We start from the raw sequence: 22,537 nt of genomic DNA, 5'->3' as shown, positions 1-22,537 counted from the left end.
TCCTTCTCGTTGAAGGAATGCGCCGCTACCGCCAGTAGCGATTCAAGGAGTTATCCATGTTGACGCGAGACGCGATTCTTCACGTCCTTTCCAACGAAACGGCCTATCTTTCCGAGAAAACCTTCCACCATGTGGTCGACATTTACCTCAAGGATTCCAATGCCTTCATGAACACGTATTTCGCACGTTATTTCGAATGGCAGGGCGTGTGCCGTGAACGCTGGTTTCACGAATGCATCCACAACAACCTGATGGGGGCCGGCGGGGCGTTCGTGACGAAGCGCGCGCATCAGGAATACGTCCACGAGACGTTTCCGTTCCAGCGCGTGGATTGCTTTCTCAATACGTTCGAGGTCCGGCAATGCTCGGCCTATCTGCTGTTTCGCTTCTACGTGGACGGGCGGCAGGTGTCGCTGGGGTATCAGCAAATCGTGTTTGCCGGCTCCGACAAGCGGATCCGCCGGTTTCCGCCGGGCATCATCGAGCGGGTCAAGGCGTATGAGCTGATCCTGCCGTCCAGCGCGAACTGAATGTGAGACCGCCCTACCCGACGCGATAGCGCGGGGGGAGCGCCGGCGGACCGTTCAATGTCGGGTCCGCCGGCGCACCGGGCTCCGGCAGCCGAATCGTGAACGTGGTCCGCACGCCGGGAACGGATTCACACGCGATGGTGCCACCGAGCGCTTCACATGCGCGGCGGCAAAAACTCAGGCCCATGCCGGCGCCGCGACCGTGCGACTTGGTCGAGAAAAAGGCGTCGAAGATTTGAGGGAGCACATCGGGGGCGATGCCCGGGCCCGTATCGCTGAAACGCACCACGCAGTAACCGTTGCTGCGATGCGCGTCGATCTCGATCTGCCCACGGCCGTTTGCGTGGATCGCGTACAGGGCGTTTTTCAGCAGATTGAAGATGACGAAGATCACGAGCGAGTCGGAGCCGAAAAACCGGATGTCCGTATCGATCGCGTCGACCGATACCCGGTCCCGCTCACCCGGACGGAACGGAAAGCGATCCACGGCGGCTTCGACACAGGCCCGTATCGGATAGGCCGCGAAACTGTGGCGATCGAGCCGGTCCAGCGTAAAGGACGCCAGGGACATCTCGACTACCGTACTCGTGGTATCGACCTGGCGCCGGATCGACGACGCGAGCGTCGGCAGCCGCTCCAGTTGCCCGGGATACAAACCGTCGGCGCACAACCGGTGCTCGACCGCCAGCCGATAGCCGCGCACCAGCACCGGCAGGACTGAGCGTAGCTCGTCCGCGTGCAGGCCGATCGCCGCCAGCGGCGTGGCCACTTCGTGCGCGACCGTCGCGGCCAGCAGATAGGGGCCCATCAGCCCGTAGCGGACGATCGAGGTCGCGAGTATCCCGAGACTGATCGCGATAAACAGCACCCCCACCGGATAGAAGTCGACGCCGTAGTTCACCGCATAGTCGGTCGCCGCGAGCGAGTAGAGGCCCAGGCTGACGAGGCATTGCGTGAGCAACTGCCGGACGTCTCGCGCCCGCCCCTGACGTCTTGCCTCGATCAGGAGCCAACCGCTGCGGCAGACCAGGAGTACCGTCTGCGCGACGTGCAACGGATGCAGCGGGCCCGCGTTGGGATACGGGCCGAAGAAATGCGGGCGGAATCCATCGACGACCGCATTGCTCGTGACCAGCAGCACGGCCAGCAGGACGCAGAGTCCGTAGGACGCGAATATGAGCGGCCGCTCGTCCCGACGCGATACGACTTCCGTCACGAAATGATAGAAGGTCGTCGGCAGAAACAGGATGAACAGATAGCCGGCCTTGACCAACACGTTGGCGACGTCCGCGTCGGTCGTCTGGAACAGGAAGGCCCACGTTCCCTGCCAGACGAAGGTCGTCGCGCACATCAGGACGAACGGGACGGAGACCCGCGTGAGCCCCTTGGTGGCCAGCACGTAGAGGCCAAACCCGAGAAACAACGCGGATACGAACGCAGGCAAGATCGAGTACATATGCGTGAATCCAGCATGTTGACGGGTCGCGCACCACTGAACTGTCCTGGCCGGTGCCGTTCGCGAGAGTAGCACGCCGAGCCAGGCGTGCGAGCGCGGCGGGTTTGTCCACGGGGCTGCCGCGCATCACGACTGTTGCTCGCGCGGTGCCGTATGCCGGGTAGCGTTGACCAGAATGAAATTGTCGCGGTTTGCGAAGCAAGGTTGTCACTTCGCCGTTCAACGTTGGCCGGAAGGTGCGAAGGCCTCGTGAATTCGTGAGGCTGCACGTCGCGAATCCACGCTGTCGCTGGCCGTGGCCTCGCGAAGCCCCGTATCAACTCCCCTGCGCTGCCGTTGCCGCGTGGGCAGCCTCTGTCGCGCGTCGTGCGAACCCTGATTTTGGGTCACACATCCACGTCGTCACGATAAGTTTTCTTATCACAATAGCTCTATCGTAGCTCGGAACTCGCATTTGCGCGAACGCCCCGCATGCAACGGGGCGTTCGCCTTTCAGCGCCCGATCGGCAACCCGGTCGGCTCGATCCAGCCCAGCTTGTAAGCGATCAGCAGCGACAGGAACAGCGTGACCGACAGCCCGACGCGCGCCGCGAGCGACCATGCCATCCGCTTGGACTTGCCGCGATCGTGATTCATGAAATACAGCGCGAAGATCAGGCTCGCGATGATCATCGCGAATGCCACGGAAACCAGCAGAGTTTTCATTGGTGATGCCCTTGAAGATCGGAATCGGCCTGAATCAGTTCGGCCAGTTTGTGCCGCTCGTCGGCGAGCGCGCCGACGCCCGACGCCGGCCAGTCCAGCGCGACGCCGTTGCCCAGCGAATCGCGCACGAGCGCCTGGTAGCGCCGGTCGTTGATCCGGCCGTGGTCCATCGTTTCCGAGATCTCGCGCCGGAACGGCAGCGGGAAACTCGCGTACGCGCGCGACAGCGCCGCATATTGTCTCGCATCGATCTCTTTCGACGATGGTATGACAGTCCAGATCACCACAGCCACGATGGCCGTGAACGGGATCGCCGTATAGCGAAGAATGAACTTGATCGGGGTCATGAAACGGTGGGCAGAAGTGATCGCGAATGCGCGCGGCGCGCCCATACGGTAGCGAAACCGCAATCGGGCCGCAGTCAGGCCGCGCCGGATGACATTGTACTGAAAGCCCTATTCGACTAACAGAGTATGATAATGGCATTATCATGTTCGTCACATGATTCGAGAGACCGGCCCCTGTGCGCAGGCGGCGTGCCCGCCCTGCCGTCCGGTGCCGGTCGTCATGTCCATGCCCGCGACCCGCGGCGATTGAGCGAAGCCCTGAGCCCCTATGCCAGCGCAGTACTTTCGAAACCTGACGGGAAAACACCGCAGCGCGACCGCGAACCGTCAGCTCGGGTTCTCGCTGGCGTTCGTCGCCGGCGCGGCCAATGCCGGCGGCTTCCTCGCGGTCAAGCAATACACGTCGCACATGAGCGGCATCGTGTCGGCGATCGCCGACCAGACGGCGCTCGGCGACGTGCGGCTCGCGCTGGCCGGCATCAGCTCGCTGGGGTCGTTCCTGATCGGCGCCAGTTGCTCGGCGATCCTCGTCAACTGGGGCCGCCGTCGCGGCCTGCACAGCCAGTTCATGCTGCCGCTGCTGGTCGAGGCCGCGCTGCTGCTCCTGTTCGGGCTGCTCGGCAGCCACCTCGCGCTGTGGGAAACCTTCTTCGTGCCGGTGACCGTGACGCTGCTGTGCTTCATCATGGGGCTGCAGAACGCGACGATCACGAAGCTGTCGGGCGCGGAGATCCGCACGACGCACATGACCGGCATCGTGACCGACCTCGGCATCGAGCTCGGGAAGCTGTTCTACTGGAACCGGTCGGCGGTCGACGTCGACGCGCAGGCGGTGGTCGCCAACCGCTCGAAACTGCGGATTCACGCGACGATGCTCGCGTCGTTCTTCATCGGCGGCCTGGCCGGCGCGATCGGCTTCAAGCATGTCGGCTACGTGTCGACCGTGCCGCTTGCCGCGGTGCTCGTCACGCTCGCGATCGTGCCGGTGATCGACGACCTGCTCGTGTTGCTCCGCAGCAGGCGCTGATCGCGCACCGGGAGCGCGCTGTCGGCGGTGGCGCCGAAGGCGGATCGATTATAATTTGATTAACATACCGACCACCCTCGCCCCGCAATGGAAACGAAAACCGCCCGCCTGACCGTCCTGATCGACCCCGCGAAAAAGGAAGCCTTCGAGATGCTCTGCGCGGAGCAGGATCTCACGCCGTCGCAAGTCGTGCGGCAACTGATCCGCGAGTATCTCGACCGCCACGGCGTGACGTACAAGACCAAGAGCGCGCTCGGCAAGCGCGTGAAGTAAGGGCCGGCCGTACAGGCCGCACCTACCTGCAGGCTACGCGCCGATCTCCCATCGCCCGTGCGGCTGCGCACGCATCACCAGCCGCTGCGGGTCGACGCTTTCACCGGCCTTCATCCGCCTCGCCGTGGCCGCAAGCTTGAGCTCGCCGGCCCGTGCACACGCAAGTGCGCGTTCGAGCAGGATCCGCAGCGACGGCAGCCGGCTGCCCCCCTTCCATGCGAACGCGATGAAGTTGTTGTCGTCGCCGCACGGCGCCAGCGTATACGACGCACCGAATACGGATCGCAACTGCTCGAGATGCTCGGGTAGCGCGGGATCGTCGTCCATGAAGTTGATTGCCAGCACGCCGTTTTCGCTCAGGCGCGCGTGACATGCGGCGAGGAATGTGGCGCCCGTACAGCGGCCCCGCATGCCGTCGGCGACGAACGCGTCGTGCAGGATCACGTCCGTCCGGACATCCGCCCTGTCCAGATGATCCGCGCCGTCGGCGCACACCACCGTGAACCGGCCGTCATCAGCGGGAATCCTGAAAACGTCGCGCAGCGCGATCACGTCCGGGTTGATCTCGACCGCGTCGATCGTCGCGCCGGGCAAGTGCCGGTAGCAGTACTTCGCCAGCGAACCGCCGCCGAGCCCGAGCATGCAGATGTGCGCGGGCTCGGGCTGCAGCAGCAGAAAGCCCATCATCACGCGCGTATAGCCGAGCTCGAGCCGGCCCGGATCCCGGAGCGACATGAAGCTCTGCGTGCCGAAATGGTCGAAGTGCAGCGAAAGCGCGTGCTGCGTCTCCAGCACGAACGGCCGGCCGTCGTTCAGCGGCGTCGCCAGGAACCTGACGAACGCGTCGTAGGAAATTCGATCCTCTTCCATGAGCGGGCAGTCAGTTACTGACGGACGATTGGAGCGTGCGCGCTCAGACTTTCTTCAGGTAGCAGGCCTTCAGCATGAAGCCACCCATGTCGGTCTTGCAGTCGACCTCGTGATCGCCTCCGACGAGCCGGATGCTCTTGACCTTGGTGCCCATCTTAAGCGTGATCGACGAGCCCTTCACGCGCAAATCCTTGATCAGCACGACCGAGTCGCCATCCGACAGCACGTTGCCGTTGGCGTCCTTGACGACGTCGCCCGCCGGTTCGTCGCCCGTTTCGGCGCCGGCGCCGGCCGACCATTCATGGCCGCAGTCCGCGCATACGGTCAGCGTGCCGTCCGGGTAAGTGTTGTCCATCGCGCATTGCGGGCAGGCGGGGGCGGCGTTCATTGCAGCTTCCATTCAGGGGGAGTTGAGTCGTCGATAAAAAGGCCGGGCGCGCTGGCAGCGTCGCCCGGCCCGCGTGAAGGCACGCGCCGACGGGTCGGCGAGCCGCCTTCGGCGCACACGGCATTATAATGCAATACACATATCTTGGCTGCTGTATTATAATGAGCGTTTTCGCGCTGTTCGCCGGACTTGCGGCCCGTTTCACCGAGAATGCCGGCACATCCGCGCAGGATATGCATGCCCCGGCAGCGCTGCCGGCGTTCCGGAGTCATGCGGAACAGCGCGTTTCTCGCCTGCCTGGCGCACCGCCGGCCCGGCGCCGCACACCGATCCCGACGTTCCGTCCAGAGGCTCTCCGACATCGTGGCAACCGTTGTGTTCGTTGAAATCGGCCCCGCGTGGAACCGCAACCGCGGCCACGCCGCACGAGCAGCCGCCGCCGATGCGGCGCGCGGCTTCGAAAGCGACATCCTGCTGATCGCGAACGGGATCAGCAGCGATGCAAAGGACAGTGCCGCCGTCGCGGCGCTGCAGGTGCACGGCGGCACGTCCGCCCAGGTGCTGGCCACCGGCCCCGACGAGGAGGCGGCGCTACAGGCGCTGCTGCCCGTGCTGCAGGCGCGCTGACCGGCGCGCCACCCGATGTCACGGCATCCCGCCCACCCCGAATCCCCTTTTCACGAGGAAGCGATGAGCGACAACTTCACGTCCAACACCCCGAACCTGTCGGCCTCCGCCATCTGGGCGCTCGAGCGCCTCGCCGATGTCCGCTACGGGCGCGACGCACCGGCGCTCGGCTGGTCGATCGCGAGCGAACTCGTCAGCGCGGGCTTCGTCAGCCATCCCGCACACGGCCGCTCGGGCGCCTCGATCACGGCCGAAGGCCGGACCTTCCTGAAGAACCGGAAGTAGACCGCCTGCGGCCGCAAATCGGATTGATCCCTCCGAGCATCATGTCGAGTGACGGCGGCACATCGAAAGGGCGGCGCACCGCATGAAAGCCCGGTTATCGCGCGGGAAGCAGATGGAATTGCGCCCGCTTCCCGTGCGACGTCGTCGATGCGGCGGCACCACCTCCGGCCGGCCGCACCGAAGCTCGTCCGTGCAAGGGTTTTGCTATCATTCCGGCTCCCTGTCTTGCCGAATTGGACATGCCCGCTCGCAGCGGGCCGCCGTCGCCTGCCGTCAATCGCACGTCGTCGCTCGCCGAGGTACATCGCCGGCCGATCTGCCTGCCGGTGCGTGAATGGAACCCAACCAGCGCGGCATCGACATGCTGACGGCCTGACCGTCCCATGCCCCTCCTCTCCGGAAGCCACGATGCCGCCTGTCTCCTCCCCGCCCGTTCTCGATACGCCGCGTCTCATCCTCGAAGGTCATCCGCTCGGCGACTTCGAGGCGCTCGCCAAGATGTGGGCCGAGCCGAAGGTCGTCGAGCACATCTTCAACGGCAAGCCGTCCGCGCCGCGCGACTCGTGGATGCGCATGCTCGCGTATCGCGGGCTGTGGCCGCTGCTCGGCTATGGGTACTGGGCGATTCGCGAGAAGGCGTCGGGCCGCTATGTCGGCGATCTGGGCTTCGCCGATTTCCACCGGCTCATCGAGCCGTCGATTCGCGGCGTGCCGGAAGCCGGCTGGGCCCTTGCGACGTGGGCGCATGGCAAGGGCTACGCGACCGAGGCGCTCTCGGCCGCGCTGGCATGGCTCGACGGCCAGCACCGGTTCGAGCGCAGCGTGTGCCTGATCGCGCCGACCAACGTCGCGTCGATCCGCGTGGCGGAAAAAGCCGGTTATGGGGAGCCGGTGCCGATCCTGTTCAACGATACCGACTCATTGCTGTTTTCGCGTGCGCGCCGATAGGCTGCCGGCGTACGGGTGACGCGGGCGTGCCGTACGGACGGCGCCGGCGCGCCCTCGCCGCTCACTCCACGACCGGTTCATACAGGCTCGTAAAGAGCCCGTTGTCCATCGGCCAGCAGTTGCCGCAATCATCGCGCAAGATCCAGTCACCCGACTTCACCGAACGCCAGCCCTCCGGTGTGGCGATCGCGCGTCCGCCTTCACGGGTTTCCACCCGATCGTGGTCGCCATCCGCGAACCACCGTGTTGCATCGACATAACTGATGCGTTTTCGAAATCGCATACCGCCACCGAAATGTTGAGACCTGACCGGCATGTTCAAGGATCTGTCCGTGTCAATGCGTGTACGGCGCGAAGCGCCGTGAAATGGCTGAGCGCCACGAAGGGGATCGGGCGGCCGTGACATCCGCCCCGGGCGACGCCAGCCGGGTTTCGTGCAACGCCTTCCGGCTCTCCGCGACGCGTGCCTCCAGCGTTTCCCGTGCGGCGATCGAGATCCGGATATCGATCTCCCGCATTCTCCGGAGCGCCGCGTGAACCTCGTCGGGTTGACCGGGTGACAGCGTCATCAGGAACGCCGAACGTGTTTCCGCTGCCCGGACGGCCTCGCTCCAGTCGGCCCGGGCGACCGCGACTTCGATCGCGGTCGTGAGTGCATCGAGACTCCGGATGATTTGAAGCGGCGTCATTTCGCATTCCTATCAGAACATCCTGCCGGCCACACGTTTGCCGCCTGGAAGGCGGGAAGACGTCGACATTGATTCGCGCGCGTCGGGCACCGGCAGTGCCGCGCCCAACGGACGCACCGGGCGAGCAATGGCACGCTGTCGGTCACCGCCACCGCGTTGGCATTCCCTTTGGTGGCCAGCCGGTAGCCGGTGTGCAGCATGCTCGCCATCGAGTCGCCACGATTGTAAGGACCTGTTCGTTGCCCGTTTCGTAATATTTTGTAATGATATGTCGAGCAATCTTTACCGGCTTGCGGGCCGGGCGAGTGTGCTTTTCACGCGCCATTTTTCCGCAAACGTTTTCGTGCGAACGACTTCGCGCCAGCGGTCCTCGGCGGCCATGAAGCGGATCCCGCGCCTGAGCTTATCGCCCAACCATCGCCCCGTTCCGCGACGACACGATTCCACACTTTCGCCCATTTGCCCGGCTGCATGGGCCGGGTGATTCGCGTGCGGACGGGGCGGTCGAGCGATGCAGATTTCGCTACATTCCAGCGAAATGTTTGGACGTATCATGCGCGTCTCTTCAGTCACCCCATGGTCGGACTGGGCTTGAGCGCTCGCCACTTTCCCGTTTCATCCCCTCGTTTAGCGATGCCCATCCGAATCCTGCTCGTCGAAGACGACGTCCACTTGTCCGCACTGATCGCAGACTATCTGCGCACGCATCAGTACGAAGTGGACCGCCTGTTCGACGGCACCGACGCCGTCGCCACGATCGTCGCGCGTCACCCCGACCTGGTGCTGCTCGACATCAACCTGCCGGGCAAGGACGGCTTCGAGATTTGTCGCGAGGCACGCATGCGGTACGACGGCATCGTCATCATGATGACGGCCCGCGACGAGCTGTTCGACGAGTTGCTCGGCCTGGAATTCGGCGCGGACGACTTTCTCCACAAGCCGGTCGAGCCGCGCATCCTGCTCGCGCGGATCAAGGCTCATCTGCGACGGGTGCGTATGCGCCCGGACGATGTCGAGCCGGCATCGCCGCATCGTTTCGAGTTCGGCAAGTTTTCGATCGACCGGGCCGATCGCAAGGTTCGTCTTCCCGACGGCAGCGCACCCCGCCTGACGTCGACCGAGTTCGACCTGCTGTGGGCGCTCGTCTGCCGCGCCGGCGAGGTGGTCAGCCGAAAAGACCTGACGCTGCTGCTGCGCGGCATCGAGTTCGACGGCTTCGACCGCTCGATCGACGGCCGCATTTCGAAGCTGCGCCGCAAGCTGCGTGACGACCTGACGGAACCGAAGCGAATCAAGACGATTCGCGGCAAGGGCTATCAGTTCAGCAAGCACGCGTGGGACTGACGCGCTGCGTCAGGTGCCCGTCGTCTTCTCGCCGGGCGCGGTGACGGGCGTCTCCGGGGCGCGCGCCAGCCCTTGCGCGAACACCTTCAACCCTTCGAGCAACGGCGTCAGCGCGTCCCACAGCGCTTCGTCGTGCAGCAGCCGGTACACGCCGCGCACGCCGGGTGCGACATGCTCGTGCTGCGCCGGCTGCCACGCGCCGACGTGATGCAGCGCGTCGGCGGCCGCGAACACGGCCTTGCCGAACTGTTCGGGCGGAATGCGCGACAGCGCCATCAACAGCACCGCGAGATTCTGCATGCCGCTCTGCATGCCCGGCTTGTCGAGCGCATCGACGAACGTGTCGGCCAGCCGCGCGTTCGCGCTGACGACCTCGGTCGCCAAATGCAGGAATCCATGCCGGTGCAGGCTGCCGAGCAAATGTTCGAGCGCATCGTGCGCGCTGGGCTCCGGGTGCGGAGGCGTCGTGTCGGGGGACTGACGTTCGGTCATCGGCTTTCTCCGGTTGGGACGCCACGTGGCCGCCGCGACGGCGGCCACGCGCGCCGGTTGCGTGTCGTTCGTCTGACGCCGCCCGCCCGGCGGCAGGCCGGGCAGGTGCGCGAACCGCGCGCCGCTTGCGCCGCGGCGGTTGCGTGCGCGGTTTTCATCGGCGAGCCATGCGGCCCGCGTGTCGAACGGCCGGGCCGGTACGCGCTGACCGGCCGCCGCCCTACCGCATGTTTCCCGTATGGCCCAGCGAATAGCGGCCCGGTTGCGGCCACACCGTCAGGCCGTGCGGCTCCATGCCGACGGGAATCGACCGGACCGCGCCGCTCGTGGTGTCGATCGCGTAGACGACGTCATCGAAACGGCCCGACAGCCACAGCGTGGTGCCGTCCGCGCTGACGTTGCCCATGTCGGGGCTGCCGCCGCCGGGAATCGGCCACGTTGCAACCACCTTGCGGGTCGCGAAATCGAGCACCGATACGCTGCCCTTGCCGTGACGCGCCCCATGGACGCGATTGGAGCCGCGATTCGCGATATAGAGCTTCGTGCCGTCGCGGCTCGGGTACAGGCCGTGCGTCCCGACGCCGGTCGGGATGAAGCCGATCTTCGTGAAGGCGTCGCCATCGATGACGTACACCCCGTCGGCCATCATGTCGGCGACATAGAACACCTTGCCGTCGGGCGACACGCGGATGTCCTGCGGCATTCCTTTCCGGTCGAGCTCGAGATAGCCGACCACCTGGCGGTTCACGAAATCGATCTTGGCCAGCTTGCCGCCGAACTCGCACGTGAAGAGCGCGTACCGGCCGTCGATCGAAAAGTCGGCATGGTTGATGCCCTTGCATTGCGGCACATCGAGGCTCGATTTCAGCGCCATCGTCTTCGGGTCGCGGAAGTCGAGACGCGCATGCGCTTCGGCCACCACGATCGCATCGTGGCCGTCGGGCGTGAAATACATGTTGTACGGATCGTCGACGTTCACTGCCTGGCCGGGCTTGCCCGTCTTCGGATCGATCGGCGTCAGGCTGCCGTCGGTCCGCCCTTCCGCATTGTTCGCGACCCACAGCGTCTGCAGGTCCCAGGCCGGCACGACGTGCTGCGGACTGCGGCCAACGGCGAACCGGTCGACGACCTTGTTCGTGGCCGGGTCGATCACGTAGACGTCGTTCGATCTCAGGTTCGGCACGTAGATGCGCGGCAACGCGCCCGCTACCGCCGCGCTCATGCGGCCGGCCTGCGCCTCGCTGTACAGGTTGTCGGGATGGACGACGGGCGGCATGCCGGGTACGGTCGCGATGGCGGTCGCCGCGATCGCCCCGCGGGCACCGAAGGCCAGCGCCGCCACGATGACGGTCGCGGGACGGGAGAAGCGAAGATGACGGCGTAAGCGCGGTTGCATGACGATGTCCCGGTTCGATTGAAGGGAACGACGACAACGGTAGCGCGACGGCGCGGCTGCGTCAGCGGCCGGCGATGTCCTTTCTGATCGCGTCGACGGTGCGCGACACGATGGCGTCGGTGCCCAGCCGGCCGAGTTCGACACTCGCGTGACGCGGATCGCCGCCGTAGACGCCGTCGACGGCGCCCGGCTTCGCGGCGTTGCGCAGCTTGTCGACCCTGACCATGCGCGGCTCGACCGCCAGCAGCAGCGCCGTATCGGCCAGCCCCGCATGCGTGCCGATCTCCGCGGCCGGCACGCCGTGCTCGCGCAGGATCTGGTCATAGCCGTCGGAACTGGTGCCGTAGTACGCGGCCGGCACGAACGCGCGCGCGCCCGTGCCGGCCCACGACTTGTTGAGCCGCGCGACGGATTGCTTGATGTCGTTCTGGTAGCCGCCGTGGTCGCCGAGAAACACGATGTTCGTGAAGCCATGGACGCGGAAGCTGTTGGCCGCGGATTCGAGGGTCTTTTCGAAGACGTCGTCGGGCACGGTGATCGTGCCCGGGAAGCGCATGTGCGACGTCGGCGGCGCATAGCCGCCCTCGGGCACATAGGCGATGACTGGCGCGACGATCGCGTTGCCGAGGCCTTCCGCGATCCGCTCGGACAGCACCCTGACCCGCGCGTTGTGCTTGCCGAGCGCGACGTACGGGCCGCTTTGCTCGGTCCCGCCGATCGGAATCAGGATCGTGGTCTTGCCGGCCCGGATGCTGTCGCGCAGCTCGGTCCAGGTCATGTCTTCGAGTTGCACCGTGCCCGGCGCCTGGGCGAGCACGGCTTGCGCGACGGTGACAGCGAGGGCGGCGAGGATGGCGCGTGGCAGGCATTTCATCGCGGATTCCCGGCGTAAGGAAAGAAACGACGCGGCGTTCCCTCGCACCATAAACGAACTCGCATGACTTGTCGCTGACCGACGCATCACGCTTCACGCCGCAGGTCGAGAGAAAGGCTTTCGTCAGGATGCCGTCTTGCGTCGTGACGCCTGTCACTCCCGGTCAGCCCGCGCCCTCTCCTCATCTGCGCCCATCACGCCGGCAACACGGCCACCGCCTTGATCTCGACGATATAGCCCGGCGCGCCGCCCAGCATGTGCGCACCGACCGCCGTCCACGCCGGCTTCGGGTGCGCAGCAAGGTAACGGTCGCGCACCTGCATGAACAACGGCAGGTCGCGCATGTCGGTATGGAAGGTCGTCAGGTCGACCACATCGTTGAACGATGCGCCTGCCGCCTCCAACACAAGCTTCAGATTCTCGAACGCCTGCACGATCTGCGCTTCACGGCCTTCGACGAGCTGCATCGCCGCATCGCGGCCGATCTGGCCGGATACGTACAGCGTATCGCCGACCATCAGGCCCGGCGCATAGCCGATTTTCTCGTACACCGCTTCCATGCCCGCCGGAACGATGGCTTTGCGATCACGCATGAGAGTCTCCGTGGCCAGCGTCTTCGCGCCGGCCGGTGGGTTGTCGATGAACACAGGTTGAACACGTGCAGGTGGCGCCACGACACATCGCTCAACCCGTATCGCCGCCCGCGACCGGCAGCACCGTGCCGGTGATGTAGCTCGCCTCGTCGGACGCGAGGAACAGGATCGGCGCGATCTGTTCGTCGAGGCTGCCGTAGCGCTTGAAGAACGTCGACTCGGTGACCTGGCGTACGGCCTCGCCCATCCATGCCTGTTCCTGCTCGCTGTCGCCGGCCGCGTTGCGCGGCACGCGTCGCGGCGGCGCGCTGGTGCCGCCCGGTGCGGTGGCCACGACCCGGATGTTGCGCTCGGCGTATTCCATCGCGAGCGCCGCCGTCAGGGCATTGACGCCGCCTTTCGCTGCCGAGTACGGCACGCGGCGGATGCCGCGCGTCGCGTTCGACGAGATGTTGACGATCGTGCCGCCGCCGCGCGCGAGCAGATGCGGCAGCACCGCGTGGCACGTATAGAGCGTCGGCATCAGCGAACGACGGATTTCCGCATCGATCTGCGCGGGCTCGAATTCGGCGAACGGGCGCATGCGAATCGCGCCGCCGACGCCGTTGATCAGGATGTCGATGCCGCCGAACGTCTGCGCGGCGTGCGCGATCGCCGCCTGCGCACCGTCGTAGGTTTCGAGATCGGCGACGAAGCCGGCCGTCTCGCCACCGGCAGCTTCGGCCGCGACGTCGGCGACGAAATCCGCGCGATCGACGAACAGCACCCTGCCGCCTTCGGCCGCCGCGCGCAGCGCGACGCCGCGGCCGATGCCCTGCGCGGCGCCCGTGACGACGATGACCTTGCCAGAGAATCGTTGCATGATCACGCCGCCTTTGCCGTGACGTTGGGGGTGAACTTCTCGTAGTGGAAGCTGTTCGGCTTCACGCCTTCGTCGTCGAAATACTGGCGCACCGCGTCGACCATCGGCGGCGGCCCGCACAGATACACGTCGACGTCGCCGTCGTTCAGCGCATCGGCCGGGATGTGCTGCGTGACCCAGCCCTTGCGCGGATGGCTCGACGCCGCATCCGCGACGACCGTCGCGAAGCTGAAGTTCGGCAGTTTCGCCGCGTAGGCTTCGATCGCGTCGACCAGCACGAGGTCGAAATCGCGCGTCACGCCGTAGATCAGGTGCACCTTCTGCCGCGACCCGGTGCGTGCGAGCACCTCGAGCATCGACAGGAACGGTGCGAGCCCCGTGCCGCCCGCGAGGAACAGCAGCGGCCGCTGCACGTCGCGCAGGTAGAAGCTGCCGAGCGGCCCGTGCAGTTCCAGCGTGTCGCCGGGCTGCGCCGATTCGAGCCACGTGCTCATCACGCCGCCGGGGATCTTCTTGATCAGGAAGCTGACCTTCGCATCGGCCGGCGCCGACGAGAACGAGTAGGACCGGTGCTGCCCGCTCGCGGGCACGTCGATGTTCACGTACTGGCCCGGCAGGAACACCGGCGCGGCCGCGCCGACGTCGAGTTCGAGCACGACGGCCGCGTCGTTGTGCTGCTCGACCTTCGTCACCGTGGCGGCGAACCCGCTCTGGCCCGTCTTGCACGCGACCGACGACGTCGGCACCGCGATCACGCAATCGCTTTGCGGCACCATCTGGCACGTCAGCACGAGGCCGCCGTCCTTTTCGTCCTCGGTGAGCGCGTCGTCGATGTAATCGTCGCCGAGGTCGTAGCGGCCGCTTTCGGCGCGGCACTTGCAGGTGCCGCACACGCCGTCGGAGCAATCCATCGGCAGGTTGATCTTCGCGCGGAAGGCTGCGTCGAGCACCTTCTCGCCGGCCTTGCAGTCGATGAAGCGGGTTACCCCGTCCTCGAAATTCAGTGCAATCTTGTAGCTGGACATGGCGTCGCCTCCACTTCCTTGTCTTTGATGGCGAAACAACGGGCGTCAGACGTGATAGACGTCGAGCACCTGCCGGATGTAGTCGTTCTTCAGCACGATCTTCTTGTACGCGATCAGCAGTTCGTCGCCCACCTGGCGCAACGTGACGAACATCGTGCCGAAGAAGTGATCGGTCACGCGGTAGCGGTGGTTCAGCGTGTGAAAGTTGTAACGCACGTCCACCTCGCCGTCGCGTTCGGCCAGCACCTCGACGTTCGTCACGTTGTGGCTGGTGCGCGGCTCGGGCGTCGATGCGCCGCTGCGCTCGGTCTTGATCCGGAACACGCGATCCTCGAGGCCGCCGCGGTCCGGGTAGTACATCAGCGAGATCTGGCTCTGGTGATCGTCGGTCGGCCGATCGTCGTCGTCCCATGCGGGCATCCAGTACGTGACGTCCTCCGTGTAGCAGGTCAGCCACGCGTCCCACTGGCGATCGTCGAGCAGGCGCGCTTCGCGATACAGCGCCGCGCAAATGGTCCGGTAATCGAAGCTCATGCTGCCACCTCCCCGCGTTCCTTCTTCAGCGCATCGCGCATCACGTGCACCCAGTGTTCGTGCTGGCACACGAACAGCCCTTCGTCCTCGCTGCGCTCGCCTGAAATGCGCGGGTTCAGCCCCATCTTCCTCGCGTTCTCGTCCGGGCCGTCGACCCACAGCGGCGCACCGCGCGACAGGTCGTTCCACATCGCCGTGATACCCGCGTAACCGGCCTGGCATGCGCGGAATTCCTCGAGATCGTCGGCGGTGCCCATGCCGGTGACGTTGAAGAAATCCTCGTACTGGCGGATCCGCACCGTGCGATCGGTCTCGCTCTCGCCCTTCGGCGCGAAGCAGAAGATCGTGACCTCGGTCCTGTCGACGCCGAGCGGCCGCACCACGCGGATCTGCGTGCTGAACTGGTCCATCAGGAACACGTTCGGGTACACGCACAGGTTGCGGGTCTGGTTGACGATGAAGTCGGCCTGCACGTCGCCGACGCGCGCCTTGATCTCGTCACGGTGCTGGTACACCGGCCGCACTTCCGGGTTCATCGTCTGCGTCCACAGCAGGATGTGGCCGTTGTCGAAGCCGTACACGCCCGCGACCGACTTGCTCCAGCTGTTCGCATCGACGGCCTTGGTGCCGTCTTCCTTGCGGCGGCCCATCGTCGCCGCATAGTTCCAGTGCACGGTGCTGACGTGGTAGCCGTCGCAGCCGTTCTCCATCTGCATTTTCCAGTTGCCTTCGTAGATGTAGGACGAGTTGCCGCGCAGCACCTCGAGCCCGTTCGGCGCCTGGTCGACGATCTGGTCGATGATCACGCGCGCTTCGCCGAGGTAGTCCTCGAGCGGCAGCACGTCGGCGCTGAGGCTGCCGAACAGGAAGCCGCGATAGTTCGCGAAGCGTGCGACCTTCTTCAGGTCGTGCGAGCCGTGCGTGTTGAACTGCACCGGATACTCGGTCGTCTTCTCGTCCTTCACCTTCAGCAGCTTGCCGGTGTTCGAGAAGGTCCAGCCGTGGAACGGGCACGTGAAGCTGCCCTTGTTGCCGTGCTTGCGTCGGCACAGCATCGCGCCCTTGTGGGCACAGGCATTGATCACCGCGTGCAGCTCGCCGGTCTTGTCGCGCGTGATCACGATCGGCTGGCGGCCGATCCACGTCGTGTAGTAGTCGTTGTTGGCCGGGATCTGGCTTTCGTGCGCCAGGTACACCCAGTTGCTTTCGAAGATGTGCTTCATCTCCAGTTCGTACAGCTCGGCGTTCGTGAAGATGTCGCGGCGGCAGCGGAATACGCCGGCTTCCTTGTCGTCCTGCACGGCAGTGGCGAGCAGGTGATCCAGGTCGGTGGCTTGGTCGATCGTGGCGGACATGTTGGCTCCTCCCATGCGCGTGCCGCGTCCTGCAAGCACGCTCGCATCGGTAATCGGTTGAATCTCGCGGGAACCCGGCCGGCGGCGGCGCATCGGCGCCGCGCCGGCGGGCGGTGGGCGGTTACGCCGTCGCGGCTGCGCGCGGCCGGTGGACGATCTGGTTGTCCTTGCCCTGCACCCGTGGCGTCAGGACGAAGTTGAACTCGATGTCCTGGTACGCATCGGCCTTCATGCCGAGCGCCGTGCCGCCGGTCTTCGCGACCACGGGCGGGATCAGCTCCTCGCGCGTCGCATACGCGAAGTCATCCCAGATCAACGGATCGCCGTCGATGTTGAACTGCGTCGTCAGCTTGCGGTGGTCGGGGCTGTCGACGAAGAAGTGCACGTGCGCCGGGCGGTTGCCGTGGCGGCCGAGGCTGTTCAGCAGCTGCTGCGTCGCGCCCTGCGGCGGGCAGCCGTAGCCGACCGGCATCAGCGTGCGGAATTCGTACTTGCCGTCGGCGCCCGTTCTTACCGCGCCGCGCAGGTTGAACTCGCTCTGCTTGCCGGTCGGGTCGAAGTGCGAATAGAAGCCGTGCGAGTTCGCGTGCCAGCATTCGACCAGCGCGCCCGCGACCGGCTTGCCGTCGAGGCCGGTGACCGTGCCGTGGATCACGAGCGGGCCCGCGCCGTCGTCTTCGTCGAGGTCGATCTTCGACACGCCGTCGCGCACCGGTGCGCCCGCCACATACAGCGGCCCTTCGATCGTGCGCGGCGTGCCGCCGTCGAGTCCGGCCGCCTGGTCCGCGGCGTCCATCCGGATGTCGAGATACTTCTCGAGGCCGAGGCCGGCCGCGAGCAGCGCCGCTTCGCCGTCCTGGCCGAGCTTGTTCAGGTAGTTGACGCCGGCCCACACCTCGTCGGGCGTGATGTCGAGATCGTCGATCGCCTTGAACAGGTCGCCGAGCAGCCGCAGCACGATCTGCTGCGTACGCGCGTTGCCGCCGTTCGTGCCGTTCGCGCCCGCGTTCGACGCGGCCTTCAGCAGATCCTGCACTTCCCGGGACTCGAAAACTTTGACGCTCATGATGGTGTCTCCACGTGTATTGGGGGGAATGACGGCCGTTGCCTGGCTCGGGTTATCGCGCGACTTTCGTCAGCCCGTCGCGGGTGAAACGCCTGACCTTGTCCTCGTCGAGTTCGATGCCGAGGCCGGGGCCGTCCGGCACGGTCAGTTCGAATTCGCTGTAATCGAGCGGCTGCGTCAGGATCTCTTCGGTGATCAGCAGCGGCCCGAACAGTTCGGTGCCCCACTGCAGGTTCGCGACACTCGCGAACAGGTGCGCGGACGCCACCGTGCTGAACGCGCCTTCGAGCATCGTGCCGCCATACAGCTCGATGCCGGCCGCGTCCGCGATCGCGGCGACGCGCTGCGCGGCGAACAGGCCGCCGCTTTGCTCGATCTTGATCGCGAACACGTCCGCGCCGTGATGCTTCGCGATCTCGAAGGCGCTGTCGGGGCCTTGCAGGATTTCATCGGCCATCAGTGCGACCGGGAAGCGGCGCATCAGGCGCGTCAGCGCCGCGGCCGAGGCCACCGGCTGCTCGACCAGTTCGCAACCGGCATCGGCCAGCGCCGGAATCGCGCGCGCGGCCTGCGTTTCGCTCCACGCCATGTTCACGTCGACACGCACCGACGCGCGATCGCCGACGGCCCGCTTGATCTCGGCCACGTGGCGGATATCCGTCTCCGGCGACTTCGCGCCGATCTTCAGCTTGAACACGTTGTGGCGGCGCAGGTCGAGCATCCGTTCGGCTTCGGCGATGTCGGTGGCCGTGTCGCCCGATGCGAGCGTCCACGCGACCGGCAGGCGGTCGCGGCGGCGGCCGCCGAGCAGCTCGCTCACCGGCACGCCGAGCCGCTTGCCGTGCGCGTCGAGCAGCGCGGTTTCGAGTGCGCTCTTCGCGAAGTGGTTGACCTTCGCGAGCTTGCCGAGGAACGCCATCAGCGTCTGGATGCGCGTCGCGTCCTTGCCGATGATCGCCGGCGCGAGATACGTGTCGATCGCGAGCTTCATCGCCTCGGGGCTTTCCGGGCCGTAGGCCATGCCGGCGATCGTCGTGCCTTCGCCGAGGCCCGTGACGCCGTCGCTGCAGCACACCTTGACGAGCATCAGCGTCTGGCCATGCATCGTGGCCACCGACAGCTTGTGCGGGCGGATCGTCGGCAGGTCGACGAGGCGGGTTTCGATGCGTTCGATGGTGACGGAGGACATGGGGCACGCCGTGGGGGTGAAGTTCTTGAGGCGATTTATACGTCTCGTCCGGATCGAGCGTCCAATACTTTTAGGCGGTCATTTCAATACCTGACAGGTATTGAAATTCGGGGATATTCGCGGGATATCGCTGGTTACCATACCCTCGATGACAGGCAGTATGGCCGGGAAGCCGCGCTGGATCGAGAGGAGCGGTCAACCGGGATGCGGACGGAGACACGAAAGGCATCGGCCGCCACGCGCGCAGCGACGCAAAAAAGCGGCCTCGACGGGCCGCTGTCAGGGTTTTCCTGATGCTTCGCCCGGGGGCTCGTGCGCGAGTTTCTCGGTATATGCGGTTGGCGGCCGGCTTCGCGTGCGTTGGTTCGAGCGGTTGTCGGGTCAAGACGCTGCGGCGCCGGCGGGATTCACGTCAGCGGTGCTTGTGCATCGGATCGGGCGCGCGAAGGGCTCGTCGTCAGGGCAGTCCGCTTCACGCGAATGCTCGCTGGCTTCGTCGCGAGCCACACCGGCTCGGGCAATTCAACCGCCGCACCGCCCCGGGGCGCGGCGGCACCGCATCACGACTCCCCATCGACACCCGCGTACCCACCCAACCTGCCCTCCACCCCGAATCCATCATTCGGCGCCGGCAACCGCCCGAGCACCCGCTCGACCTCCAGCGCGACCGCGATGAGTTCGCGATCGGTGCCGGCCGCCCCGTCCAGTGCGAGGCCGACCGGCAGCCCGGTCGCCGTCAGGCCGGCCGGGACGGTCATGCCCGGTACGCCGGCATTGCTGCCCGGCTCGGTATTCCGGATGTAAGTCGCGAACACCGACGCAGGCTCGCCGTTGAGCATCATCGTGTCGCCCGCCGGAATCGGGCACGCGGTGGCGATCGTGGTCGGAAACACCAGCGCGTCGGCGCCGCTGTCGGCGAGGCACTGCCGATACGCGGCACGCGACCGCGTACGCCGGTCGAGCGCGGTGCGGTACGCCGCTTCGCCGATCCCGTCGGGGCCGGTGATATGGCGGGCGATCTTCGCGACGTCCGGGCTCCCCACGTTCGCGACGATGTCGTCGACCGACAGGTCGTAGCCGTTCTCGACCAGATACGCGTGCATCGACGACCGGAATTCGTACATGGCGATGACGGCGGGCTCGTCGTCGAAGAACCCCGGATAGTCGTTCAGGTCGATATCGACGCACTCGAATCCCGCCTGCGCCAGTTTCGCCACCGCGGCATTCGCCACCCTTTCGACATCCTGTGCGAGGCCGCGCCAGAACGTCGTGCGCGGGACCGCCAGGCGCACGGAGCGTGTCGTGCCACGGGTCGGCAGCGACATGGGCGCGTGGGCGCCGGTGCCGGACAGTATCGCGTCGAGCAGCGCGATGTCCTCGACCGACCGCGCGATCGGGCCGACCGTGTCGCGCGTGCGCGAAATCGGCGCCACGCCGGTCGACGGGTAGCGCCCCACGGTCGGGCGAAGGCCGACGGCACCGCACAACGACGCCGGAATCCGCACCGAGCCGCCGGTGTCCGTCCCGAGCGCGGCGGGCACCACGCCCGCGCCGACCAGCGCGCCCGAGCCGCTGCTGCTGCCGCCCGGAATCCGGTTGAAGTCGTACGGATTGCGTACCGCGCCGGTCACGCGGTTGTTGCCCGACACGCCGAACGCCAGCTCGTGCAGGTTGGCCTTGCCCGCGATCAGCGCCCCTTGCGCGAGCAGCCGCGCGACGACCGGTGCATGCTGCGGCGGCACGCGGTTGTGCAGCGCCAGCGTGCCGTTGCCGGTCGGCCGGCACGCGGTGTCGATGTTGTCCTTGATCGCGATCGGCAGGCCCAGCAGCGCGTGCGGGGTGGCCGACGTCGCGAGGTCGCGGTCGCAGCGGGCCGCTTCGGCGAGCAGCCGCGCATCGTCGACGCACGTAAAGCCGTTCAGGTAGCGCCAGCGTGCGTGCCGCTCGATCAATGCGTACGCGTATTCGACGCAGGAAAACTCACGGCGCAGGATCGCGTGCCGGGCTTCGGTGAGCGTCAGGGTTCCCAGGGTGGGCATCGTCGTCGTTCCTCGTAACGGGGGATCGTCACAAGGTAGGGCGCGCCGATTTTGACGCCCATCATCACAACGGATGACCCCTCGGCCGACGGCCGTGCAACCCGCCGTTACGCCAGCGCGGCCGCCAGGCTCGCGCGGTTGGCGACGCCCTTCTTCGCCATCACGCGCCGCAGATGCGTGCGCACCGTCGGCACCCCGATGCCGAGCGTGCGCGCGACGTCCTTGTCGGTATAACCGGCGGCAACCAGCCGCGCGACGTCGCTCTCGCGCTCGGTCAGCCCCGTGCACGCATGGCGCCGCCGCAGCAGCGCGCGCCGGAAAAACGGCTCGATGCCGTTCAGCAGCAGCTTGTCGCGTTCGGTGAAATCGGGCCGCCCTTGCGCCCGCCAGATGCGCAGGTCGCCGACGTGGGTCGCGCCGTCGAACGCGTAGACGTTGATGCCGTGGTGCATGCCGTCGCGGCACAGGAAATCGGTGTAGAACTCGGTCTGTTCAAGCTCGCGCCGGCTCACCACCTCGTCGACGCAGGTCGCCACGCGGCGCGCGCGCAGTGGCGGCGTGACCGGATCGATATGCTGGAACCACGCTTCGTAGCGGGCGATCTGCAACGGATCGAGGTTGTACGAGAAGCCGTTGCGCCACAGGCCGGTGTGTTCGTCGCAATCGAACGATGCGGCGAAATCGGCGCGGAGCAGTTGCGTGATCGCGGGCAGCACGAACGTCCGCACGTCGACGACCGACCCCAGTTCTTCCAGGCGGGCGACGAGGTCGCCGAACAGCCGGAGTTCCTCCGGTGTGATATCGGACGCGGAAAGGTTCATGACGGACGGTTCCTCGGCAAGCCGGTGGAGAACACCTGCATCGAGCGCTTCGACGGGGTGTCGCGGCGGAGGCCCGAACGGGCGTGGGTGCGTCGCGATGCGCCATGTTACCTGGCTGATCGACGTACGGCGGATCGCGTATTGACTGCGGCGCCGAGCGGGCTCATGGTTCGCGCGGCCCTTCGACACCTGGGCGACTCGCCAGGAAGCACGAGGCAAAACGGCCGTTTTCCCGAGAGAACAACGGCCGGGCCGCTGCGTCATAGCGCCAACGTGAAGCCCCGCTCAGCGGCCGGCAGCCCCCACCGACGCCTGCCATTGCGCGGCCGCGCCGGCGTAATCCCGAACCTTGAACGCGGAGCCATCCTTGACGTGGACCCAGCCGAGCGTGCGCTCGGCGAGCGGCTTGTCGTGGTCGTCCGTCGCGATCTTGACGATCGCCTGCGCACGCACATGGACGAGACCGTCCGGATAGTCGGACGACGGGTTCGCGAGTGTCACCGTCACGAACGGCCCGAGATCCTGCAGCAGTCGAGCGGTCGGCGGATTGTCGGCCATCAGCAACGAACCGCCCTTCACGCGGTCGTCCACGCGAATGGCCGTGCCACCCGGCCGCCGCTGCGCCGCGGTCGGCTGCGACATCCACAGCACGTGATCCGGGTTGAGATAGACCACATCGAGGTCGCCCATCGCGTCGCGGGTTTCAATCCGGGGTATCGGCATGCACAGTTCTCCAGTCGAATTTCGGGCGTCGGTGCGTCGGTGCGTCGGTGCGTCGGTGCGTCGGCATCCATGATGATGC

28 protein-coding genes are annotated in these 22,537 nt (G+C 66.2%); 7 read left to right on the top strand and 21 right to left on the bottom strand.

Going from position 1 to position 22,537, the window contains the following annotated elements; translation table 11 throughout:
- The first annotated feature begins 56 nt into the window (after positions 1-56).
- Entirely contained in the window at positions 57-530 is a 474-nt protein-coding gene (locus CFB43_RS34945; RefSeq protein ID WP_089498647.1) for an acyl-CoA thioesterase, read from the top strand.
- A gap of 13 nt (positions 531-543) precedes the next feature.
- On the opposite strand, the gene CFB43_RS34940 is transcribed toward CFB43_RS34945, so the two are convergent.
- The 3 genes from CFB43_RS34940 to CFB43_RS34930 form a co-directional block, all read right to left on the bottom strand.
- Positions 544-1,986 carry a sensor histidine kinase gene (locus tag CFB43_RS34940; RefSeq protein WP_089498646.1) on the bottom strand — a complete coding sequence of 481 codons (1,443 nt, stop codon included), beginning with the start codon at positions 1,984-1,986 and terminating at the stop codon, positions 544-546.
- A 492-nt stretch (positions 1,987-2,478) separates the two neighbouring features.
- Positions 2,479-2,691 carry a twin transmembrane helix small protein gene (locus CFB43_RS34935; RefSeq protein ID WP_006489184.1) on the bottom strand — a complete coding sequence of 71 codons (213 nt, stop codon included), beginning with the start codon at positions 2,689-2,691 and terminating at the stop codon, positions 2,479-2,481.
- On the bottom strand, positions 2,688-3,038 hold the full coding sequence (locus CFB43_RS34930; protein ID WP_089444220.1) for a hypothetical protein: 351 nt from the start codon (positions 3,036-3,038) through the stop codon (positions 2,688-2,690). Before CFB43_RS34930 ends, CFB43_RS34935 begins: the two co-directional genes overlap by 4 nt.
- A 268-nt stretch (positions 3,039-3,306) precedes the next feature.
- Between CFB43_RS34930 and CFB43_RS34925 the strand changes: the two genes are divergently transcribed.
- Together CFB43_RS34925 and CFB43_RS34920 are read left to right on the top strand one after the other, a co-directional pair.
- On the top strand, positions 3,307-4,065 hold the full coding sequence (locus CFB43_RS34925) for a YoaK family protein (RefSeq protein WP_089498645.1): 759 nt from the start codon (positions 3,307-3,309) through the stop codon (positions 4,063-4,065).
- An 87-nt stretch (positions 4,066-4,152) separates the two neighbouring features.
- Positions 4,153-4,338, top strand: a complete 186-nt coding sequence (locus CFB43_RS34920) for a ribbon-helix-helix protein, CopG family (RefSeq protein ID WP_021158209.1) — start codon at positions 4,153-4,155, stop codon at positions 4,336-4,338.
- Positions 4,339-4,371: 33 nt separating this feature from the next.
- On the opposite strand, the gene CFB43_RS34915 is transcribed toward CFB43_RS34920, so the two are convergent.
- Genes CFB43_RS34915 through CFB43_RS38205 form a run of 3 tightly spaced genes read right to left on the bottom strand, consistent with a single transcriptional unit; the run spans position 4,372 to position 5,835 of the window.
- Positions 4,372-5,208, bottom strand: a complete 837-nt coding sequence (locus CFB43_RS34915; protein WP_089498644.1) for a spermidine synthase — start codon at positions 5,206-5,208, stop codon at positions 4,372-4,374.
- 43 nt (positions 5,209-5,251) lie between these two features.
- Positions 5,252-5,596 carry a zinc ribbon domain-containing protein YjdM gene (locus tag CFB43_RS34910; RefSeq protein WP_039371651.1) on the bottom strand — a complete coding sequence of 115 codons (345 nt, stop codon included), beginning with the start codon at positions 5,594-5,596 and terminating at the stop codon, positions 5,252-5,254.
- On the bottom strand, positions 5,593-5,835 hold the full coding sequence (locus tag CFB43_RS38205; protein ID WP_144023168.1) for a hypothetical protein: 243 nt from the start codon (positions 5,833-5,835) through the stop codon (positions 5,593-5,595). Before CFB43_RS38205 ends, CFB43_RS34910 begins: the two co-directional genes overlap by 4 nt.
- Positions 5,836-5,959: 124 nt before the next feature.
- On the opposite strand from CFB43_RS38205, the gene CFB43_RS34905 reads away from it, so the two are divergent.
- The 3 genes from CFB43_RS34905 to CFB43_RS34895 all read left to right on the top strand — a co-directional run bounded on the left by CFB43_RS34905 (position 5,960) and on the right by CFB43_RS34895 (position 7,456).
- Positions 5,960-6,223: an HPr family phosphocarrier protein gene (locus CFB43_RS34905; protein ID WP_174970737.1), complete on the top strand. Its 264-nt coding sequence runs from the start codon at positions 5,960-5,962 to the stop codon at positions 6,221-6,223.
- 63 nt (positions 6,224-6,286) lie between these two features.
- A complete protein-coding gene (locus CFB43_RS34900) occupies positions 6,287-6,508 on the top strand; it encodes a hypothetical protein (RefSeq protein ID WP_039371644.1) in 222 nt (73 codons plus the stop codon).
- 408 nt (positions 6,509-6,916) lie between these two features.
- Positions 6,917-7,456: a GNAT family N-acetyltransferase gene (locus tag CFB43_RS34895; protein ID WP_089498643.1), complete on the top strand. Its 540-nt coding sequence runs from the start codon at positions 6,917-6,919 to the stop codon at positions 7,454-7,456.
- 61 nt (positions 7,457-7,517) lie between these two features.
- Here CFB43_RS34895 and CFB43_RS34890 read toward each other — a convergent pair whose 3' ends face one another.
- Positions 7,518-7,772: a hypothetical protein gene (locus CFB43_RS34890; protein ID WP_226207943.1), complete on the bottom strand. Its 255-nt coding sequence runs from the start codon at positions 7,770-7,772 to the stop codon at positions 7,518-7,520.
- Positions 7,773-7,791: 19 nt separating this feature from the next.
- Positions 7,792-8,145, bottom strand: a complete 354-nt coding sequence (locus CFB43_RS34885) for a hypothetical protein (protein WP_256990183.1) — start codon at positions 8,143-8,145, stop codon at positions 7,792-7,794.
- A gap of 633 nt (positions 8,146-8,778) precedes the next feature.
- On the opposite strand from CFB43_RS34885, the gene CFB43_RS34880 reads away from it, so the two are divergent.
- Positions 8,779-9,489, top strand: a complete 711-nt coding sequence (locus CFB43_RS34880; protein WP_089498642.1) for a response regulator — start codon at positions 8,779-8,781, stop codon at positions 9,487-9,489.
- A 9-nt stretch (positions 9,490-9,498) separates the two neighbouring features.
- Here CFB43_RS34880 and CFB43_RS34875 read toward each other — a convergent pair whose 3' ends face one another.
- The 13 genes from CFB43_RS34875 to CFB43_RS34815 all read right to left on the bottom strand — a co-directional run bounded on the left by CFB43_RS34875 (position 9,499) and on the right by CFB43_RS34815 (position 22,458).
- A complete protein-coding gene (locus CFB43_RS34875; protein WP_089498641.1) occupies positions 9,499-9,981 on the bottom strand; it encodes a DUF1641 domain-containing protein in 483 nt (160 codons plus the stop codon).
- Between the two features lie 220 nt (positions 9,982-10,201).
- Positions 10,202-11,377 (bottom strand): YVTN family beta-propeller repeat protein, encoded by a 1,176-nt coding sequence (locus CFB43_RS34870; protein ID WP_089498640.1) that lies wholly within the window; start codon positions 11,375-11,377, stop codon positions 10,202-10,204.
- A gap of 61 nt (positions 11,378-11,438) precedes the next feature.
- Positions 11,439-12,251, bottom strand: a complete 813-nt coding sequence (locus CFB43_RS34865) for a creatininase family protein (RefSeq protein ID WP_089498639.1) — start codon at positions 12,249-12,251, stop codon at positions 11,439-11,441.
- Positions 12,252-12,445: 194 nt separating this feature from the next.
- Entirely contained in the window at positions 12,446-12,844 is a 399-nt protein-coding gene (locus CFB43_RS34860) for a RidA family protein (RefSeq protein WP_089498638.1), read from the bottom strand.
- A gap of 91 nt (positions 12,845-12,935) precedes the next feature.
- Positions 12,936-13,706: a benzoate diol dehydrogenase BenD gene (benD, locus tag CFB43_RS34855; RefSeq protein ID WP_089498637.1), complete on the bottom strand. Its 771-nt coding sequence runs from the start codon at positions 13,704-13,706 to the stop codon at positions 12,936-12,938.
- A 2-nt stretch (positions 13,707-13,708) separates the two neighbouring features.
- Positions 13,709-14,731 (bottom strand): benzoate 1,2-dioxygenase electron transfer component BenC, encoded by a 1,023-nt coding sequence (gene benC, locus CFB43_RS34850; protein ID WP_089498636.1) that lies wholly within the window; start codon positions 14,729-14,731, stop codon positions 13,709-13,711.
- Positions 14,732-14,776: 45 nt separating this feature from the next.
- The gene (gene benB, locus CFB43_RS34845; protein WP_089476094.1) at positions 14,777-15,265 is read right to left on the bottom strand and encodes a benzoate 1,2-dioxygenase small subunit; all 489 of its coding nucleotides are present in this window, start codon (positions 15,263-15,265) and stop codon (positions 14,777-14,779) included.
- Positions 15,262-16,620 (bottom strand): Rieske 2Fe-2S domain-containing protein, encoded by a 1,359-nt coding sequence (locus CFB43_RS34840; protein ID WP_089498635.1) that lies wholly within the window; start codon positions 16,618-16,620, stop codon positions 15,262-15,264. The genes benB and CFB43_RS34840 overlap by 4 nt, the downstream gene beginning before the upstream one ends.
- A 121-nt stretch (positions 16,621-16,741) precedes the next feature.
- Positions 16,742-17,686, bottom strand: a complete 945-nt coding sequence (catA, locus tag CFB43_RS34835; RefSeq protein WP_089498634.1) for a catechol 1,2-dioxygenase — start codon at positions 17,684-17,686, stop codon at positions 16,742-16,744.
- Positions 17,687-17,738: 52 nt separating this feature from the next.
- A complete protein-coding gene (locus tag CFB43_RS34830) occupies positions 17,739-18,875 on the bottom strand; it encodes a muconate/chloromuconate family cycloisomerase (RefSeq protein WP_089498633.1) in 1,137 nt (378 codons plus the stop codon).
- 560 nt (positions 18,876-19,435) lie between these two features.
- Positions 19,436-20,914 carry an indoleacetamide hydrolase gene (iaaH, locus tag CFB43_RS34825; protein WP_089498632.1) on the bottom strand — a complete coding sequence of 493 codons (1,479 nt, stop codon included), beginning with the start codon at positions 20,912-20,914 and terminating at the stop codon, positions 19,436-19,438.
- Positions 20,915-21,021: 107 nt separating this feature from the next.
- The gene (locus tag CFB43_RS34820) at positions 21,022-21,735 is read right to left on the bottom strand and encodes a helix-turn-helix transcriptional regulator (RefSeq protein ID WP_089498631.1); all 714 of its coding nucleotides are present in this window, start codon (positions 21,733-21,735) and stop codon (positions 21,022-21,024) included.
- Between the two features lie 285 nt (positions 21,736-22,020).
- Complete coding sequence (locus CFB43_RS34815) at positions 22,021-22,458, bottom strand: hypothetical protein (RefSeq protein ID WP_144023167.1); 438 nt, start codon at positions 22,456-22,458, stop codon at positions 22,021-22,023.
- Positions 22,459-22,537 lie beyond the last annotated feature (79 nt).

The organism is Burkholderia sp. AU15512, from assembly GCF_002223325.1.
GTDB lineage: Bacteria > Pseudomonadota > Gammaproteobacteria > Burkholderiales > Burkholderiaceae > Burkholderia.
The sequence above is the reverse complement of the archived record's forward strand: the minus strand, read 5'-3'. Positions and strand labels throughout refer to the sequence as shown.

What these genes read in the sequence shown, in the direction of transcription:
- CFB43_RS34890 (WP_226207943.1), bottom strand. Translation starts at nt 7,772, where the DNA reads ATGCCGGTCAGGTCTCAACATTTCGGTGGCGGTATGCGATTTCGAAAA.
- CFB43_RS34860 (WP_089498638.1), bottom strand. Translation starts at nt 12,844, where the DNA reads ATGCGTGATCGCAAAGCCATCGTTCCGGCGGGCATGGAAGCGGTGTAC.
- CFB43_RS34830 (WP_089498633.1), bottom strand. Translation starts at nt 18,875, where the DNA reads ATGTCCTCCGTCACCATCGAACGCATCGAAACCCGCCTCGTCGACCTG.
- catA (WP_089498634.1), bottom strand. Translation starts at nt 17,686, where the DNA reads ATGAGCGTCAAAGTTTTCGAGTCCCGGGAAGTGCAGGATCTGCTGAAG.
- CFB43_RS34815 (WP_144023167.1), bottom strand. Translation starts at nt 22,458, where the DNA reads ATGCCGATACCCCGGATTGAAACCCGCGACGCGATGGGCGACCTCGAT.
- CFB43_RS38205 (WP_144023168.1), bottom strand. Translation starts at nt 5,835, where the DNA reads ATGCATATCCTGCGCGGATGTGCCGGCATTCTCGGTGAAACGGGCCGC.
- benB (WP_089476094.1), bottom strand. Translation starts at nt 15,265, where the DNA reads ATGAGCTTCGATTACCGGACCATTTGCGCGGCGCTGTATCGCGAAGCG.
- CFB43_RS34945 (WP_089498647.1), top strand. Translation starts at nt 57, where the DNA reads ATGTTGACGCGAGACGCGATTCTTCACGTCCTTTCCAACGAAACGGCC.
- CFB43_RS34910 (WP_039371651.1), bottom strand. Translation starts at nt 5,596, where the DNA reads ATGAACGCCGCCCCCGCCTGCCCGCAATGCGCGATGGACAACACTTAC.
- CFB43_RS34925 (WP_089498645.1), top strand. Translation starts at nt 3,307, where the DNA reads ATGCCAGCGCAGTACTTTCGAAACCTGACGGGAAAACACCGCAGCGCG.
- CFB43_RS34870 (WP_089498640.1), bottom strand. Translation starts at nt 11,377, where the DNA reads ATGCAACCGCGCTTACGCCGTCATCTTCGCTTCTCCCGTCCCGCGACC.
- CFB43_RS34820 (WP_089498631.1), bottom strand. Translation starts at nt 21,735, where the DNA reads ATGAACCTTTCCGCGTCCGATATCACACCGGAGGAACTCCGGCTGTTC.
- CFB43_RS34865 (WP_089498639.1), bottom strand. Translation starts at nt 12,251, where the DNA reads ATGAAATGCCTGCCACGCGCCATCCTCGCCGCCCTCGCTGTCACCGTC.
- CFB43_RS34915 (WP_089498644.1), bottom strand. Translation starts at nt 5,208, where the DNA reads ATGGAAGAGGATCGAATTTCCTACGACGCGTTCGTCAGGTTCCTGGCG.
- CFB43_RS34875 (WP_089498641.1), bottom strand. Translation starts at nt 9,981, where the DNA reads ATGACCGAACGTCAGTCCCCCGACACGACGCCTCCGCACCCGGAGCCC.
- CFB43_RS34920 (WP_021158209.1), top strand. Translation starts at nt 4,153, where the DNA reads ATGGAAACGAAAACCGCCCGCCTGACCGTCCTGATCGACCCCGCGAAA.
- iaaH (WP_089498632.1), bottom strand. Translation starts at nt 20,914, where the DNA reads ATGCCCACCCTGGGAACCCTGACGCTCACCGAAGCCCGGCACGCGATC.
- CFB43_RS34935 (WP_006489184.1), bottom strand. Translation starts at nt 2,691, where the DNA reads ATGAAAACTCTGCTGGTTTCCGTGGCATTCGCGATGATCATCGCGAGC.
- CFB43_RS34940 (WP_089498646.1), bottom strand. Translation starts at nt 1,986, where the DNA reads ATGTACTCGATCTTGCCTGCGTTCGTATCCGCGTTGTTTCTCGGGTTT.
- CFB43_RS34895 (WP_089498643.1), top strand. Translation starts at nt 6,917, where the DNA reads ATGCCGCCTGTCTCCTCCCCGCCCGTTCTCGATACGCCGCGTCTCATC.
- CFB43_RS34885 (WP_256990183.1), bottom strand. Translation starts at nt 8,145, where the DNA reads ATGACGCCGCTTCAAATCATCCGGAGTCTCGATGCACTCACGACCGCG.
- CFB43_RS34930 (WP_089444220.1), bottom strand. Translation starts at nt 3,038, where the DNA reads ATGACCCCGATCAAGTTCATTCTTCGCTATACGGCGATCCCGTTCACG.
- CFB43_RS34900 (WP_039371644.1), top strand. Translation starts at nt 6,287, where the DNA reads ATGAGCGACAACTTCACGTCCAACACCCCGAACCTGTCGGCCTCCGCC.
- CFB43_RS34880 (WP_089498642.1), top strand. Translation starts at nt 8,779, where the DNA reads ATGCCCATCCGAATCCTGCTCGTCGAAGACGACGTCCACTTGTCCGCA.
- benC (WP_089498636.1), bottom strand. Translation starts at nt 14,731, where the DNA reads ATGTCCAGCTACAAGATTGCACTGAATTTCGAGGACGGGGTAACCCGC.
- CFB43_RS34840 (WP_089498635.1), bottom strand. Translation starts at nt 16,620, where the DNA reads ATGTCCGCCACGATCGACCAAGCCACCGACCTGGATCACCTGCTCGCC.
- benD (WP_089498637.1), bottom strand. Translation starts at nt 13,706, where the DNA reads ATGCAACGATTCTCTGGCAAGGTCATCGTCGTCACGGGCGCCGCGCAG.